This window comes from Pseudoxanthomonas sp. LjRoot143, from assembly GCF_964252945.1.
In the GTDB taxonomy this organism is placed as follows: Bacteria; Pseudomonadota; Gammaproteobacteria; order Xanthomonadales; family Xanthomonadaceae; genus Pseudoxanthomonas_A.
The window spans coordinates 2,166,213-2,180,944 of record NZ_CAXUPM020000001.1 but is presented as its reverse complement, the minus strand read 5'-3'; the positions used below and the strand labels follow the sequence as shown (position 1 = coordinate 2,180,944).

13 protein-coding genes and 1 pseudogene are annotated in these 14,732 nt (G+C 67.7%); 4 read left to right on the top strand and 10 right to left on the bottom strand.

The window, feature by feature from the left end; all coding sequences use genetic code 11:
- Nucleotides 1-106: 106 nt before the first annotated feature.
- Nucleotides 107-709 (bottom strand): hypothetical protein, encoded by a 603-nt coding sequence (locus ACSQ1W_RS10275; protein ID WP_436043280.1) that lies wholly within the window; start codon nt 707-709, stop codon nt 107-109.
- A 120-nt stretch (nt 710-829) separates the two neighbouring features.
- Complete coding sequence (locus ACSQ1W_RS10270) at nt 830-1,309, bottom strand: peroxiredoxin (RefSeq protein WP_436043278.1); 480 nt, start codon at nt 1,307-1,309, stop codon at nt 830-832.
- Between the two features lie 141 nt (nt 1,310-1,450).
- Between ACSQ1W_RS10270 and ACSQ1W_RS10265 the strand changes: the two genes are divergently transcribed.
- The gene (locus ACSQ1W_RS10265) at nt 1,451-2,335 is read left to right on the top strand and encodes a DnaJ C-terminal domain-containing protein (protein WP_436043276.1); all 885 of its coding nucleotides are present in this window, start codon (nt 1,451-1,453) and stop codon (nt 2,333-2,335) included.
- 236 nt (nt 2,336-2,571) lie between these two features.
- On the opposite strand, the gene ACSQ1W_RS10260 is transcribed toward ACSQ1W_RS10265, so the two are convergent.
- A complete protein-coding gene (locus ACSQ1W_RS10260) occupies nt 2,572-4,767 on the bottom strand; it encodes a M3 family metallopeptidase (protein ID WP_436043274.1) in 2,196 nt (731 codons plus the stop codon).
- Between the two features lie 145 nt (nt 4,768-4,912).
- Here ACSQ1W_RS10260 and ACSQ1W_RS10255 point away from each other — a divergent pair, with 145 nt between their 5' ends.
- Complete coding sequence (locus ACSQ1W_RS10255) at nt 4,913-6,946, top strand: amidohydrolase family protein (RefSeq protein WP_436043273.1); 2,034 nt, start codon at nt 4,913-4,915, stop codon at nt 6,944-6,946.
- Between the two features lie 92 nt (nt 6,947-7,038).
- Here ACSQ1W_RS10255 and ACSQ1W_RS10250 read toward each other — a convergent pair whose 3' ends face one another.
- Nucleotides 7,039-7,635, bottom strand: a complete 597-nt coding sequence (locus ACSQ1W_RS10250) for a hypothetical protein (protein WP_436043271.1) — start codon at nt 7,633-7,635, stop codon at nt 7,039-7,041.
- A 125-nt stretch (nt 7,636-7,760) separates the two neighbouring features.
- Here ACSQ1W_RS10250 and ACSQ1W_RS10245 point away from each other — a divergent pair, with 125 nt between their 5' ends.
- Nucleotides 7,761-8,243 (top strand): glutathione peroxidase, encoded by a 483-nt coding sequence (locus ACSQ1W_RS10245; protein ID WP_192267610.1) that lies wholly within the window; start codon nt 7,761-7,763, stop codon nt 8,241-8,243.
- Entirely contained in the window at nt 8,212-8,649 is a 438-nt protein-coding gene (locus ACSQ1W_RS10240; protein ID WP_436043269.1) for a hypothetical protein, read from the top strand. The genes ACSQ1W_RS10245 and ACSQ1W_RS10240 overlap by 32 nt, the downstream gene beginning before the upstream one ends.
- Here ACSQ1W_RS10240 and ACSQ1W_RS10235 read toward each other — a convergent pair.
- The 6 genes and pseudogenes from ACSQ1W_RS10235 to scpB form a co-directional block, all read right to left on the bottom strand.
- A complete protein-coding gene (locus tag ACSQ1W_RS10235) occupies nt 8,634-9,380 on the bottom strand; it encodes an alpha/beta hydrolase (protein ID WP_436043267.1) in 747 nt (248 codons plus the stop codon). The genes ACSQ1W_RS10240 and ACSQ1W_RS10235 overlap by 16 nt on opposite strands.
- 97 nt (nt 9,381-9,477) lie before the next feature.
- Complete coding sequence (locus ACSQ1W_RS10230) at nt 9,478-10,020, bottom strand: redoxin family protein (protein ID WP_192267616.1); 543 nt, start codon at nt 10,018-10,020, stop codon at nt 9,478-9,480.
- 67 nt (nt 10,021-10,087) lie between these two features.
- On the bottom strand, nt 10,088-10,867 hold the full coding sequence (locus ACSQ1W_RS10225) for a ferredoxin--NADP reductase (protein WP_192267618.1): 780 nt from the start codon (nt 10,865-10,867) through the stop codon (nt 10,088-10,090).
- 68 nt (nt 10,868-10,935) lie between these two features.
- Nucleotides 10,936-12,048 carry an NAD(P)/FAD-dependent oxidoreductase gene (locus tag ACSQ1W_RS10220; protein ID WP_436043265.1) on the bottom strand — a complete coding sequence of 371 codons (1,113 nt, stop codon included), beginning with the start codon at nt 12,046-12,048 and terminating at the stop codon, nt 10,936-10,938.
- A 136-nt stretch (nt 12,049-12,184) separates the two neighbouring features.
- The gene (locus tag ACSQ1W_RS10215; RefSeq protein WP_436043263.1) at nt 12,185-13,870 is read right to left on the bottom strand and encodes a pseudouridine synthase; all 1,686 of its coding nucleotides are present in this window, start codon (nt 13,868-13,870) and stop codon (nt 12,185-12,187) included.
- Nucleotides 13,871-13,875: 5 nt separating this feature from the next.
- Nucleotides 13,876-14,694: pseudogene (gene scpB, locus ACSQ1W_RS10210) on the bottom strand (SMC-Scp complex subunit ScpB); the annotation flags it as partial.
- Nucleotides 14,695-14,732 lie beyond the last annotated feature (38 nt).

Sequence of the window (14,732 nt, the reverse complement as noted above, 5' to 3'; positions counted from 1 at the left end):
ACTGGACAGTGGCGCATCGGGCGTCGCGGTATCGAATGGCGCCGTCGGGTTGCACCGGCCCGGACGTCAGGCTCCATCGGGTTGAAGATTGCGTCCGGGGGTGGATTCAGGCCATCTGGACAATAGACGTGCACTCTCCCGTCGTCGCGTCGTGGAAGACGTAGACCGCTGCAGTGTCGTGGAAATAGTCGTCGACGGCCAACTGGCCAAGAAAGATCATCGGACCCTCTTTCCCCATCGGCCAATTGGGTGCCTGAATCCAGCGAGGCGGTCGGCTTGCGTACCGGAACCGTTCCAAGATACGGGTTCGCAACCATTTCTTGAGCGCCGGCTCGGGAAGCTCGGGGGCGGTGGCAAGGAGGGACGAGAGATACGTCATGTCCGCATCCAGCCATTTTGGCTGCGCCGACAGTAGCAACCGATGGAGCCTGCTGGGGTCCTTCGATGGAACGACAGTCACGCCTGCGTTCTTCAGGAAATCCCGCAGTGCGCCGTGGGCTGTGAGGATATCGCCCGGATCGTCATAGTGGAGAGCGATCAGGTAGTGGAAAAGCGTGTGACCGGTGTGGCTGTATCGCGGCGCTTTCTCCTGCGCAAGAAGCGTCTCTATCGCTGGATTGCGATAGAGCGCCTTCTCGAACTCGGATGCCGGCGTCTCGCCGGATACGAACGCTTTGATCGCGATGACCGCATCTTGCTCGATGGACATGGTCGCGGCTCCATTTCTGACTCGTTCCATGGGTCGGTTGTCGCGCGCCTGGCACCTCGGGGATGCACAGATCGGCGGCCGCGATGTCGGGGCTGAAGCCCCGTCTGCAGGAAAGCCGCGTCAGCCCAGCTGTTCCAGCATGTGCTCCGCGCCGGACACCTTGTACTCGCCCGGGGCTTCCACGAACACGTGCTTCACCACGCCGTCTTCCGCATACAGCGAGAAGCGCTTGGCGCGGATGCCCATGCCGTAGGCGCTGGCGTCCATCTCCAGGCCCAGCGCCTCGGCCAGGTCGGCATTGCCGTCGGCCAGCATCTGCAGGCCGTCCGGCACGTGCTGGGTCTTGCCCCAGGCCTGCATGACGAAAGGATCGTTGACCGACACGCAGAAGACCTCGATGCCGCGGCTGCGGAAATCCTCGAAGTGCTGCACGTAGCTGGGCAGGTGCTTTTCCGAGCAGGTCGGCGTGAACGCGCCGGGGACCGCGAACAGCACGGCCTTGCGGCCATCGAACAGGGCGGCGGTGTCGACCGTCTCGACGCCTTCGCGGATGCGCTTGAGGGTGACTTCGGGGATGCGCTCGCCGACCTGGATGCTCATGGGACCGCCTTGTGTGGGGTAGGCGGGCAGTTTAGCGCGTGCCGCTGACCGTCCGTATCGACGCCGCCCGCACGGGCGGCGATTAGAATGGCCGCATGGCGCGCGCCGGCACGGGGCGCCCCCGATGATCGCGGAGAGCGCATGCAGTTCAAGGATTACTACGCGGTGCTGGGCGTCGAGCCCTCTGCCGGCGATGCGGAGATCAAGACCGCGTACCGGCGGCTGGCCCGCAAGTACCACCCGGACGTCAGCAAGGAGCCGGGCGCCGAGGACCAGTTCAAGGCCGTCAACGAGGCCTACGAGGCGTTGCGCGATCCGCAGAAGCGCGCGGCCTACGACCAGTTGCGCGCGCGCGGCTATCGGCCGGGCGAGGAGTTCCGCCCACCGCCGGATTTCGGGCGCGGCGGGCCGGGCGGGCAGGATTTCGACTACGAAGAGATCTTCGGGGGCGCCGGTGGCGGCAGTGGCGGCTTCAGCGACTTCTTCGAGGGCCTGTTCGGCCGTCGTGCGCGGGCGGAACAGGCCGCGCCGCGCGGTCCGCAGCCTTCGCGTGACTCGCGCGCCAAGCTCGCCGTGCCGCTGCAGGCGGTGCATGACGGCGGCAGCGTGCGCGTCAACGTCAACGGCAAGCAGCTCGACGTGAAGGTACCGAAGGGCGTCAGGCCCGGACAGGTGATCCGCCTGGCCGGGCAGGGCACGCAAGGGGGCAACCTGCTGCTGGAAGTGGAGTACGCGCCGCATCCGCAGTTCGAGGTGGACGGCCGCAACATCATCCACGTGCTGGCGCTGGCGCCCTGGCAGGCCGCGCTCGGCGCGACGCTGAGCGTGCCCACGCTGGGCGGCGCGGTGGAACTGAAGATCCCGGCCGATTCGGATACCGGCCGCAAGCTGAGGTTGCGGGGACGCGGCTTGCCGGGCACGCCGGCGGGCGACCAGATCGTCGAACTCGAAGTCACGGCGCCACGTGCGGAAACCGACGCGCAGCGCGAGGCCTATGCGGCGCTGGGCAAGGCCTTCGATGCCTGATCGCAGGGTCCGCCAAGCCGGACCCGATGCCGTGCAGCGGTGGCGAAAAATCCGCCACCCTTCTTGACAGGCCCGCGGCACAAGGCCGCGCGGCGGTTATCCACAGGTTCGTGCAGCGTCCATCCACATGCCCTGTGGAAAACCCGCGACGTCCTGCGCACGTCTGCGACCTCCTGAAACAGCCACGCCACCCGAAGGTGGCGTGGCGGACGATCAACGAGGTGTCGCGGTGACGATCAGCGGGTCGTCTTCGGCGCGGTTGCCGGTGCGGCGCTGGCCGGTGCGGTCAGGCCACGCTTCTCCAGCAGCGGCTCGATCTTCGGGTCGTGGCCGGCGAAGTCGCGGAACAGCTTCATCGCATCCTGGCTGCCGCCCTGCGACAGCAGCGTCTTGCGGAAGTGGTCGCCGTTCTCGCGCTTCAGGCCGCCGTTGTTCTTGAACCATTCCACGCTGTTGGCGTCCAGCACTTCCGACCAGATGTAGGCGTAGTAGCCCGCCGAATAGCCGCCCATGATGTGGCTGAAGTAGGGCGTCTTGTAGCGCGGCGGCACCGGCGCGTAGTTGATGCCGTCGGCGGCCAGCGCGGCGGCCTCGAACTTCATCACGCCGTCGGCGGCGGGCACCTGGTCGGCGGTGATCTGGTGCCAGCGCTGGTCCAGCATGGCGGCACCCAGGTACTCGGTGGTCTTGAAGCCTTCGTTGAACTTGGAGGCGGCGATCACCTTGTCCAGCAGCGCCTGCGGCAGCGGCGCGCCGGTCTGGTAGTGCTTGGCGTAGTTGGCCAGGATCGACGGCCAGTCGGCCCACATCTCGTTGACCTGCGACGGGTACTCGACGAAGTCGCGCGGCACGCTGGTGCCACTGAAGTAGGGGTACTTCACGTCGGAGAACATGCCGTGCAGCGCGTGGCCGAACTCGTGGAACGTGGTGGTCACTTCATCCCACGTCATCAGCGTCGGCTCGCCGGCCGGCGGCTTCGGCACGTTCAGGTGGTTGGCCACCACCGGCTTGTCGCCGCTCAGGCCCGACTGCGAGACATACGAGTTCATCCACGCGCCGCCGCGCTTGGAGTCGCGCGCGTACGGATCGAAGATGAAGATCGCCAGCTGCGACCCGTCGGCGTTGAACACGTCGTAGGTCCAGGTGTCGGCGTGGTACTTCGGCAGGTCGGTGCGCTCCTTGAAGGTCAGGCCATAGAGCTGGGTGGCGGCGAAGAACACGCCGTTCTCCAGCACGTTCTTCATCTCGAAGTAGGGCTTGAGCTGCGATTCGTCGAAGTTGTACTTCGCCGCGCGCACCTTCTCGCTGTAGAACGCCCAGTCCCACGGTTCCAGCTGGAACGTCGGCTGACCCTTGGCCTTCTGTTCCTGGTCGATCATCGCCTGCAGGTCGGCGGCCTCGCGCTTGGCGTTGGCCACGGCGGCCGGGGCCAGCTTGCCCAGCATCGCGTTGACGGCTTCCGGCGTGCGCGCGGTCTGGTCTTCCAGGCCGTAGGCGGCATGGTTGGGGTAGCCCAACAGCTTCGCGCGGTCGGCGCGCAGCTTCATGATGCGCGAGACCAGCGCGGTGGTATCGAACTCGCCGCCGCGGCTGCCGCGTGCGACCGAGGCCTCGTGCAGGCGCTGGCGCAGCGCACGGTTGGTCAGCTGCGACTCCGGCGGCTGACCGGTGGTGTTGAGCAGGGTCAGCACGTACTTGCCTTCATGGCCGCGCTTCTTGGCGGCTTCGGCCGCGGTGGCGATCTGGCCGGGGGTGAAGCCGTCGAGCTGCTTCACGTCATCGACCACGATGGCCGAGGCATTGACTTCCTTCAGCACGAAGTCGCTGAACTGCGTGCCCAGCGAGGCGAGTTCGGCGTTCATCGTCTTCAACGTCGCCTTGTCGGCATCGTTGAGGTTGGCGCCGGAGCGCACGAAGCTGGTGTGGTAACGCTCGATCAGGCGCACGCCCTGCGCGTCCAGGCCCAGCGTGGTGCGCTTGTCGAACAGCGCCTTGATGCGGGCGAACAGCTTGGGATTGAGGCTGATGGCGTCGCCGTGCGCGGCGAACTTGGCGGAGTAGTCGGCGCGCAGCTTGTTGCGGGCGTCGTTGGTGTCGGTGCCGACCAGGTTGAAGAACACCGTGGTGGCGCGGTCCAGCACCTGACCGGACTTCTCCAGCGCGATGATGGTGTTGTCGAACGTCGGCGCCGCGGTGTTGTTGGCGATCGCGTCGATCTCCTTCAACTGCTCGGTCATGCCGGCGTCGAAGGCGGGGGCGAAATCGCTGTCCTTGATCTTGTCGAACTGCGGGTAGTGCAGCGGCAGCGGGCTTTCGGCGAAGAAGGGATTGGCCGCCTGGGCGGTCTGGGTGGCCGGCGTGGCGGCCTGGCTGTAGGCGGGCATGGCGAGTCCGAGGGTCGCGGCAAGCGCGATGGCGAGGCGGGTGGTCATGGAGCGCTACGTCCTTACAAAGGTGGATTCCCAAGGGTAACCCAGGGGGGAAAGCGGGGACCCATGACGAAAGGCATGGGCGAGCGGCCGGGAGGCGCCCCCAAGCTGCGGCAGAATGGCGCTTTCGCCCCTGCCGGAGAGTCCTGTGAAGCCTGTCCTTGCCTTCTGTTGCGCGTTGTTGCTGGCCCCGTCGGCGCTGGCCGCCGAGACCCTGAAGTACGTCGCGCTGGTCGACGGCGGCAAGCAGGCCGGTGAGCAGACCGTCAGCGTAGGCGACGACGGCACCACCCGCGTGGACTTCATCTTCAAGGACAACGGACGCGGGCCGGAATTGAAGGAGGAATTCCGGCTGCGGGCGGATGGCACCTATGATCGTTATCAGGTCAAGGGCGCCTCGACGTTCGGTGCGCCGGTGGATGAGACGTTCACGCGCGACGGCGACACCGGCACGTGGAAGAGCACCTCCGACAGCGGCAAGCATGCCTTCACCGGCACCGCGCTCTACACGCCGCTGGGCGGCACGCCGGCGTCGATGTCGGTGGCGCTGGCAGCGCTGGCCAAGCGGCCCGACGGGAAGCTGCCGCTGGTGCCGAGCGGCACGCTGACGCAGCGCATCGTCGCGTCGATGGACATCACCAGCGGCAAGAAGATGCAGACGGTCGACCTGCTGGCGCTCACGGGCATCGGCTTCACGCCCAGCTTCGTCTGGGTCACGCGTGGCGCCGAACCGCGCCTGTTCGCCTACATCTATCCCGGGTTCCTGCAGCTGATCGAGGATGGCTGGCAGGGCAGCGCCAATGCGCTCGAAGCGCGCCAGAAGACCGCCGAGCGCGAAGCGCTGGTGGCGCTGCAGCAGCGCCTGGCGCATCCGTTGCCGGGTACGACGCTGATCCGCAATGCCCGCGTGTTCGACAGCGAGAAGGCCGTGCTGGGCGCGGCCTCGGATGTCGTCGTGCGAGACGGCAGGATCCTGTCTGTCTCGCCGGTCGGCCAGTCGAGGGTTGCTGCCGACAACGTGGTCGATGCGGGCAATCGTGTACTGCTGCCGGGGCTGTACGACATGCACGTGCACGCCGGCGCCTGGGAAGGCGGGCTGCACCTGGCCGCAGGCGTGACCAGCGCGCGCGACATGGGCAATGACAACGCTACGCTGCAGCAGCTGATGGCGGAAGAGAAGGACGGTACGTTGATGCATCCGCGGGTGATCCCCGCCGGCTACATCGAAGGCCAGAGCCCGCATTCCTCGCAGGGCGGGTTCGTTGTGAAGGACCTGGCCGGCGCGAAGCAGGCGATCGACTGGTACGCCGAGCACGGCTATCCGCAGATCAAGATCTACAACTCCTTCCCCAAGGAGATCCTGCGCGACACCACCGCCTACGCGCACCAGCGCGGCATCCGCGTCAGCGGCCATGTGCCGGCGTTCCTGCGCGCGCAGGACGTGGTGGAGCAGGGCTACGACGAGATCCAGCACATCAACCAGGTGATGCTGAACTTCTTCGTCACCCCGGAGACCGATACGCGCACGCTCGCGCGCTTCTACCTGGTGGCGGACAGGACCGACGCGCTGGATTTCGACAGCAAGCCGGTGCAGGACTTCATCGCACTGCTGGCGCAGAAGCAGATCGTCATCGACCCCACACTGGCAACCTTCGAGTTCATCCACCAGCGCGAAGGCCAGTTGTCGCCGATCGTCGCCGATGTCGCCGACCATCTGCCGCCGGACGTGCAGCGTGGTCGCCGCGCAGCGGAGATGGACATCCCCGACGATGCCACCGGGGCGCGCTACAAGCGCAGCTTCGACAAGCTGGTCGAGTTCACCGGTCGCATGTACCGCGCCGGCGTGCCGCTGGTGGCGGGCACCGACGAACTGCCCGGCTTCACCCTGCAGCGCGAGCTCGAACTGTACGTGCAGGCGGGACTGACCCCGGCGCAGGCGCTGCAGGTGGCGACCTGGAATGGCGCGAAGTACAGCCGCACGCTGGACGACGCCGGTTCCATCGTGGCCGGCAAGCGCGCGGACCTGGTGCTGGTCGACGGCGATCCGACCAAGGACATCGCCGACATCCGCAAACTGGCGCTGGTCATCAAGGACGGTCGCGCCTACTACCCGGCCGAGATCCACGACGCGCTGGGGATCGCGCCGTTCGCGCCGGCCATCAAGGTGCAGCCGGCGCGGTGAGTGAATGATGTTGTGGGAGCGACGTCAGTCGCGATCGGGTATCCACTGCGGCGGGTTCGCGACTGACGTCGCTCCCACAACGGCGGGAACAACTAGACCAGGATCTCGTAGCGTCGCCAGATCCACGACAGTTCGTACAGCAGCGCCGTCACGGCGAACACGCCGTGGAAGCGCGGGTTGCGCGTGGCGGCGGCAACCAGACTCGCGAGTACGAACACCGTGTTGCGGACCCAGTACTCCGGCCCGAGCTGCTGCAGGTAGGCCGTGCCCTTGATCAACGTGTCGCCGACGTCGACCACGAACATCATCGCCAGCAGGCCGAAGAACCAGCGCCGCCGTCCGTAGTAGTAATCCCGGTAGCCGACGCCGTCGGTCAGCGATTCGGGGAACACCAGTGCGCACAGCAGGTACAGCAGCAAGGCGTAGAGGGTGACGTACAGGTACAGATTGAAATTCCAGTGCGCCTGGTGCGACAGGCTGAACTGCCACCACCAGAAGTGCAGCAGGTAGACGAACATGAAGCCGGCCCAGAGCAGGTGCACTGCGTACACCGCATGCGCGCGCGGACGCTCGATGATGCGCGCCGCATGGCGCAGCAGGTGGGTCAGGCCGAGGCCCACGACCATCCCCAGCAGGATGCGGACGTGGATGTAGAGGTTGGCGTGGCTGGCGGGATCGGCGGCTTGCATGGAGGCGTCCATGGACCGGTACGGGCGCCACGTTAGCCGATCGTCAGCCGCCTGCCCATCCCGTCGGAGGAACCTTGCCCTGTCGGCGCCGTGGGTGTCTGATAGCGCCTTTCCGGGAGAGCCTGATGACCACCGCCTACGATTTCTCCGCCCAGGACCTCGATGGTCGCGAGCGTTCGCTGTCCGAGTACCAGGGCAAGGCCCTGTTGATCGTCAACGTGGCGTCCAAGTGCGGCTTCACGCCGCAGTACACCGGACTGGAGGCGTTGTGGCGCGAGTTCGGCCCGCAGGGCCTGGTCGTGCTGGGCTTCCCCTGCGACCAGTTCGGGCACCAGGAGCCGGGCGACGAGGCCGAGATCCGCAGCTTCTGCTCGCTGAACTACGACGTGACGTTCCCGATGTTCGCCAAGATCGACGTCAACGGCAACGACGCGCATCCGCTGTGGAAGTGGCTGAAGCAGGAGAAGAGCGGGCTGCTGGGCATCAGCGCGATCAAGTGGAACTTCAGCAAGTTCCTCGTCGGCCGCGACGGCAAGGTGATCAAGCGCTATGCACCCACGGACACGCCGGAATCGCTTGCCGGGGATATCCGGTCCGCACTGGGCTGAGCGCGACGGCATGGGCGGTGCGGAGGCGCGGTTGTTCCATATCGAGTTCGGCACGACCGACTACGGCCTGCGCGCCTGGGTGACCGGTACCAACGGCACGTTGGAGACCACCCTGGCGTACTGGCGGACCATTGCCGAAGAGGTTCGCAGGCTGTCGCCATCCGGCCTGCTGGTGGTCGACGACATGGATGGCTTGCCGCCGCCCCCCGAGCAGTTGCTGCAGTTCGTGCAGGCCATGCGGGGTCAGGGCATGGAAGCGGTGCGCATCGCGTATGTCGAGAAGCACGCCGAGCAGCTACCCGAAGTGGAGTTCGCGGGTCTGCTGGCCAACGAGAACGGATTCGATGCCCGCGTGTTCCCAGATGAAGACGCTGCCGTCCGCTGGCTGCGCTACGGCGAGCGTTGAGCGTCCAGGCGCATCGGGCCCGCCGTCGTGAGCATGCGCTGGGTCAACGGTGACCACACCGTCCATGCGTGTCCGCCTTCCGCCACGACCACATGGTCTTCCGGCAGCAGCCCGGCCAGCGGCGGCATCGCCTTCGCCAGCCGATCTCCTGCACCGTAGCCCAGCCAGACCGAGCGGGTGCGCGCCGGATCGTGGCGCCAGCCTTGCAGGTGGCGCCACAGTTCGCGCTGGTAGTTGCCGGCATCCACCTCGGCGGGCACCGGGCCCGCATCCCACTGTGCCAGCCCGCGCGCGCTGATTTCTTCCACCAGCGTGCGATCGCCCAGGTAGGGGGCAAGCAGCACGAGGCCGTCGGCATCGCCGGGATAGGCGCGGTCGTACATCAGCGCGCCCATGCCACCCATGGAGGCACCCGTCAGCCAGATCTCGCGATAGCCGCGCGCACGTGCCGGCACGATCACTTCATCGTGAAGCCGCTGCGGCGCGCGTCCCTGCATGTAGTAGCCGAAGCCAAGCCCGGTGAGGACGACATCGGCATCGGGCCAGGCCGACTGGATGGCGTCGGCGATGCCGCTCTCGCGCAATGCCTGGATGTCGTCGCCGCGCCCCGGCAGCACCACGACCAGGCGCGAGGGTGTTTCATCCGCCGGGAGCAGCGCTTGCGGCACCGGCGCCTGCGGATTGACCGCGGCCAGGCAGCCGGCGAGCGCGACCGCAACCAGTAACGCCATGGCCCATCTGCGCACCGCCATCGTCATTTCCCCTTGCTGATGCGCCGAGACTACCCGCGACCGTGCGAGGGGCGCGTGTACGCGCGCGTTGGCCAGGCTATGGGCTGCGCGGCGGCGCGCGGCCCTGCAACGCCTCTTCGGGCAACAGGGCGAGCAGTTCCTTGGCGAAAGACTCCAGCACCGCTTCGGAATAGCCCCGGTGGGTGCGGACGATCAGGCCGTCCTGTCCGATGATGAACATGTTGGGCAGGGCGGTGACGCCGTAGCGGTCGGTGACGATGCCGCGGACGTCGTGGACGAAGGTGAGGTCGAGGTCCTTGTTGGCGCGCAGCACGCTCGTATAGTCTTCGCGCGACTCCTTCATGTTGATCGCGATGACTTCCAGGTGCTCGCGGCCGACCAGCTTCTGTACGTGTCCGAGCATCGGCAGTTCGCGCCGGCACGGTCCGCACCACGATGCCCAGAACGTCACGACGACGACCTTGCCTTTGAGCGCATCGAGGTCGACGGCGTTGCCCTTGCGATCCTTCATGGCGATGGGCGGAGGCACGTCGCCGATGCCGGGTTGTTTGACGGCATCGCCCGCATACGCGCAGGGCGCCAGGGCCAGCAGTGCGGCCAGCAGCAGATTCCGGATCACGGTGTGTCCTCCCCAGGACGTCGTGGGCGCAGCGTAGCACCCGCCGCATCCATGGGGCGAGCGGCAACTACTTCTCGACGAATGCCCGTTCGAACACGTACTGGCCAGCCGTGCCGATGCGCGGTGCGGCGGTGAAGCCGCGGCCGTCCAGCAGTTCGCGGAAATCGGCCAGCATCTGCGGGCTGCCGCAGATCATCGCGCGGTCGTGTTCCGGATCCAGGGCGTCGATGCCGAGGCTGTCCATCATCGCGCCGCTGGCCATCAGGTCGGTCAGGCGACCCTGGTGGACGAAGTCCTCGCGGGTCACGGCCGGGTAGTACAGCAGCTTCTCCCGGATGGTCTCGCCGAGGAACTCGTGCTGCGGCAGTTCCTTCTCGAAGTAGTCGCGGTAGGCCAGGTCGTCGGCATGGCGCACGCCGTGGGTCAGGATGACCTTGTCGAAGCGCTCGTAGGTTTCCGGGTCCTTGATCACCGACAGCCACGGCGCCAGGCCGGTGCCGGTGCCCAGCAGGTACAGGTTGCGGCCGGGGTGCAGGTCGCTGATCAGCAGCGTGCCGGTGGGCTTGCGCCCGATCAGTACGCTGTCGCCGGGTTTGATGTGCTGCAGGCGGGAGGTCAGCGGGCCGTTCTGCACCTTGATGCTGAAGAACTCGAGCTGCTCTTCCCAGTTGGCGCTGGCGATCGAGTAGGCGCGCAGCAGCGGCTTGCCATTGACCTCCAGTCCGATCATCACGAACTGGCCGTTCTCGAAGCGGAAACCGTCGTCGCGGGTGGTGGTGAAGCTGAAGTAGGCGTCCGTCCAGTGACGGACGTCGAGCACCGTCTCGGTGCCGAACGCAGAGGACATGGGGGATGTGGGCGATTGAAGCGACGCGCCATTGTAGCCGACCGGCACCGGCCGGCCCTTGATCGTGCTCAATGCCTGTCTGCCGCATCGGGCGCCGTGTCGCCGCGCTGGTGGAAGCACAGTTGTTCGACTGCGCGACGCACGGGACGCGCCGTCAGCAGCAGATCCACGGGCAGGTCGAACTGGCCATGATCGAACGCCCAGCGCAGCAGGCGCTTGAAGCCGAAGCCGGGTACCGCCGACGGCCATGCCGGTGCCGGCGTCGCGTCGTGCAGCAGCCGGCGCGCGAGCATCCGACCCACGCCGGCACCGTGGCGCAGGCCGGCATGGATGCCGCCCGCCGTCAGCGGCGACACCATGCCCGCTGCATCGCCGGTCAGCACCACGTCGTCGCGCTGCGCCGGTCGTACCGGACCGCCGCAGGGGATCAGGCCGGCGCGGATGCTGTCCGGCGCGCGGGCGGTCGGCAGCCCGGTCATCGAGGCGACGTGGTGCAGGAAGCCGGCCATGTCGGGGGCGATAGCCTTGCCCGGGCGGTGCCGACGCGCGAGCCCCGCTTGCACGCCGGTCGGCGTCTGCGCCACCCAGCCCAGATAGCCGGGGGCGAAGCGCTTGCTGATGAAGCAGTGCAGGGCATCGGGTTCGCGCAACGCCATGCCGTCGAATTCGTACTCCACGCCGTAGAGGAACTGCGTCACCTGGCCCAGGCCGAGCCGTTGTGCGACCCGCGATCGCGCGCCGTCCGCACCGACGAGGATCCGTGTGTGGCCCACACCATCCGCCGCCCAGCCTGTCTGCGTGCGTACCGCGTTGCGGAACGCCTGTCCGCGCCGCAGCTCGACGCCGCACGCTTCCACGCGCTCACCCAGCCAGCGCATCAGTGCGGGCGTGTCGGTGGTGTAGAAGCGGTAGCCTTCGGCGCCCAGTCGGACGCTGCGCAGGTTCGGGGCGTACAGGCGGACATGCGGAACGGCGCGCAGCAAGGAGGGCGGCAGCCCTGCAAGCAGCGGTGCATCGCAGGCTTCTTGTACCAGGATGCCGGTGGTGTGCATGCGTTCACCGAGGTCCTGCTTGCGGTCGATGACGCAGACACGAAGACCTTGGGTGGCGAGTTCGTACGCGCAGGCGAGACCGGCGAATCCGGCGCCGACCACGATCACGTCATAGCGGTTGTCCTGCATCTTCGGGCATGCGCTCCATCAGGGAATGGTGGGCAGCGTGCCGGCGATGCGGGGAGTCGCGATGAAGTCGCCATGAAGTCAGCGGCGATCCGTATCCATAAAGAAAGAAGGCGCCCATGGGCGCCTTCCGTGTTGCTCAGCCGTGGCCGCCACCGCGTGGGCCGCGTTGTCCGCCGCCACCGGGCCGGCCACCGCCGCCCGGACGACCGCCGGGACCCCGTCCACCGGCAGGACGGCCGCCGGGACCGGGACGCGGACCTGCATGCTGCGGACGATTGCCGCCGCCACCGGGACGTCCCTGCGGACGCGGGCCGCGCGGCTGCTGGCCGTACGGGTTGAAGCCGGGGTTGGCGTGGTCGGAGGGGAAACTCGGTGCACTGGCGGGATGACCGTACGGACGCGCCGCACGCTGCGGCTTGCCGGCACCCTGGCCACCACGCGGACCACGCTCGGCACCGAAGCCGGCACCGGCACCGCGATCATTGCCGAAGCGGTCGCCGCCAAAGCCGCCCTGGCCGCCGCCCGGACCGCGCTTGCCCGCGCCGCCACCGCCCGGCTTGCCACCGGCACCAGGACGACCGCCCGGCTTGCCGCCATAAGGCTTCTTCGGGCCGCCGGGGCCGGCGTTGCGGTGGCCGGCCGGGCCGGTATCGACACCGTCCGGCACGTACCAGCTGCGGAATGCGGCCGGGTTGCCATCCGGCAACGGCTTCGGACCCTTCGGCGTGCGCTGCTTGAACGGGCGCTGCGACTGCTTGGCCGCCTGTTCGCCGCTGACGGTCAGGCCGCCGTGCGGCTTCTTGCCGCGGCCGCGGCCGCGGTCTTCGCGCACGTGGTCGAAGCGGCGCAGTTCGCGGCCTTCGTCGGCGCTGTTGTGGCCGTTGACGTAGGCACTGCCGCTGCGGCCGCCACCGACGTGCACAGTGGACTTGGCGGCCTTGCGCTGGCCGATCACCGGCTGCAGCGTCAGCGCGGCGGGTGTGCCGACTTCGAGGCCCAGGTCCTTGCGCAGCGCTTCGACCTGCGCGTCCGGCAGTTCCTGCGTCTGGCCGCGGAGCAGCGGCTGCGGCAGGCTGACCTTGCCGTAGCGCACGCGCTTCAGGCGGCTGACCTGGCAGCCCTGCGATTCCCACAGACGACGGACCTCGCGGTTGCGGCCTTCCTTGACCACCACGCGGAACCAGTCGTGCGAATCGGTGCCGCCGATGCGTTCGATCTCGTCGAACTTGGCCGGGCCGTCGTCCAGTGCCACGCCGCGGCGCAGGCGGTCGACGATGTTGTCCGGCACGCTTTCCTGGCCTTCCGGCGCACGTACGCGCACGACGTACTCGCGCTCGACTTCGTACGACGGGTGCATCATCGCGTTGGCGAGTTCGCCGTCGGTGGTCAGCACCAGCAGGCCGGTGGTGTTGATGTCCAGGCGGCCGATCGCGATCCAGCGCGCGCCCTTGAGAGCCGGCAGCGCTTCGAAGATCGTCGGGCGGCCTTCGGGGTCTTCGCGGGTGGTGACTTCGCCTTCCGGCTTGTTGTAGATCAGTACGCGCGAGGGCTCGGTCAGTGCGCTGGCGACGAAGGTCTTGCCGTCCAGCTCGACGCGGTCGCCGCCCTTGACCGACATGCCGGTCTGCGCGGTTTCACCGTTGACCTTGACCAGGCCGTCGGCGATGCGCTGTTCCAGCGCGCGGCGCGAGCCCAGGCCGGCCTGCGCCAGCACCTTGTGCAGGCGCTCTTCCAGGCGGGTGGTGTCCGGCGTCTCGGCGCCTTCGCCGCGCTTCAGCGACAGCTTGCCCAGGGTGGTTTTCTTGGTGGGGGTGTTGCTCATTGTTTCTGCTCCGACGGTGCCCGGTCTTCCTGGTCGGAAGCAGCGGCGTCGTCATCTTCGGGTTGAGGTTCATCGTGATCGTCGGCGTCGCCGCCGGCGTCATCAGATGCGGTGTCTTCGTCGGCATCGCCCGATGCCGGGGTGCTCTGTTGTCCGTCGTCCGTGTCGTTGCCGTCATCTGCGGCGTCCGTGCTTTCGTCCGGCGTGCTTTCGTCCTGGGCGCCGTCGACGGCATCGCCGCTGGCGATGCTGACCGGCAGTGGCGCGCCATCCAGCGGCAGCTGCGGTTCCAGTTCGCCGATGTCCTTCAGCTCGGACAGCGGCGGCAGTTCGTCCAGGCGCTTCAGGCCGAAGTAGTCGAGGAAGCCCTTGGTGGTACCGAACAGCGCGGGCTTGCCCGGCACGTCGCGGTGGCCGACCACGCGGATCCATTCGCGTTCTTCCAGGGCCTGGATGATGTTGCTGCTGACCGCCACGCCGCGGACCTGTTCGATCTCGCCGCGGGTGATCGGCTGGCGGTACGCGATCAGGGCCAGCGTTTCCAGCGTGGCGCGGGTGTACTTGGTCTTGCGCTCCGTCCACAGGCGCGCGACCCAGGCATGCACGTCGGCCTTGACCTGGTAGCGGTAGCCGGAGGCCACTTCGACCAGCTCCACGCCACGGTCGGTACAGGCGTCCGTCAGCTGCTGCACGGCGGCCTCGACGCTGCCTTCCGGTGCCGGTTCCTCCTCCGGGAACAGGCCATGCAGCTGCGCCAGCGTCAGTGGCTGGGTGGCGGCCATGAGGGCGGCCTCCACGATGCGGTTGATGAGCGATTGATCCATGCGGTCCTGTCGTTCGGAAAGGCGGCGGGCGTGTGGCC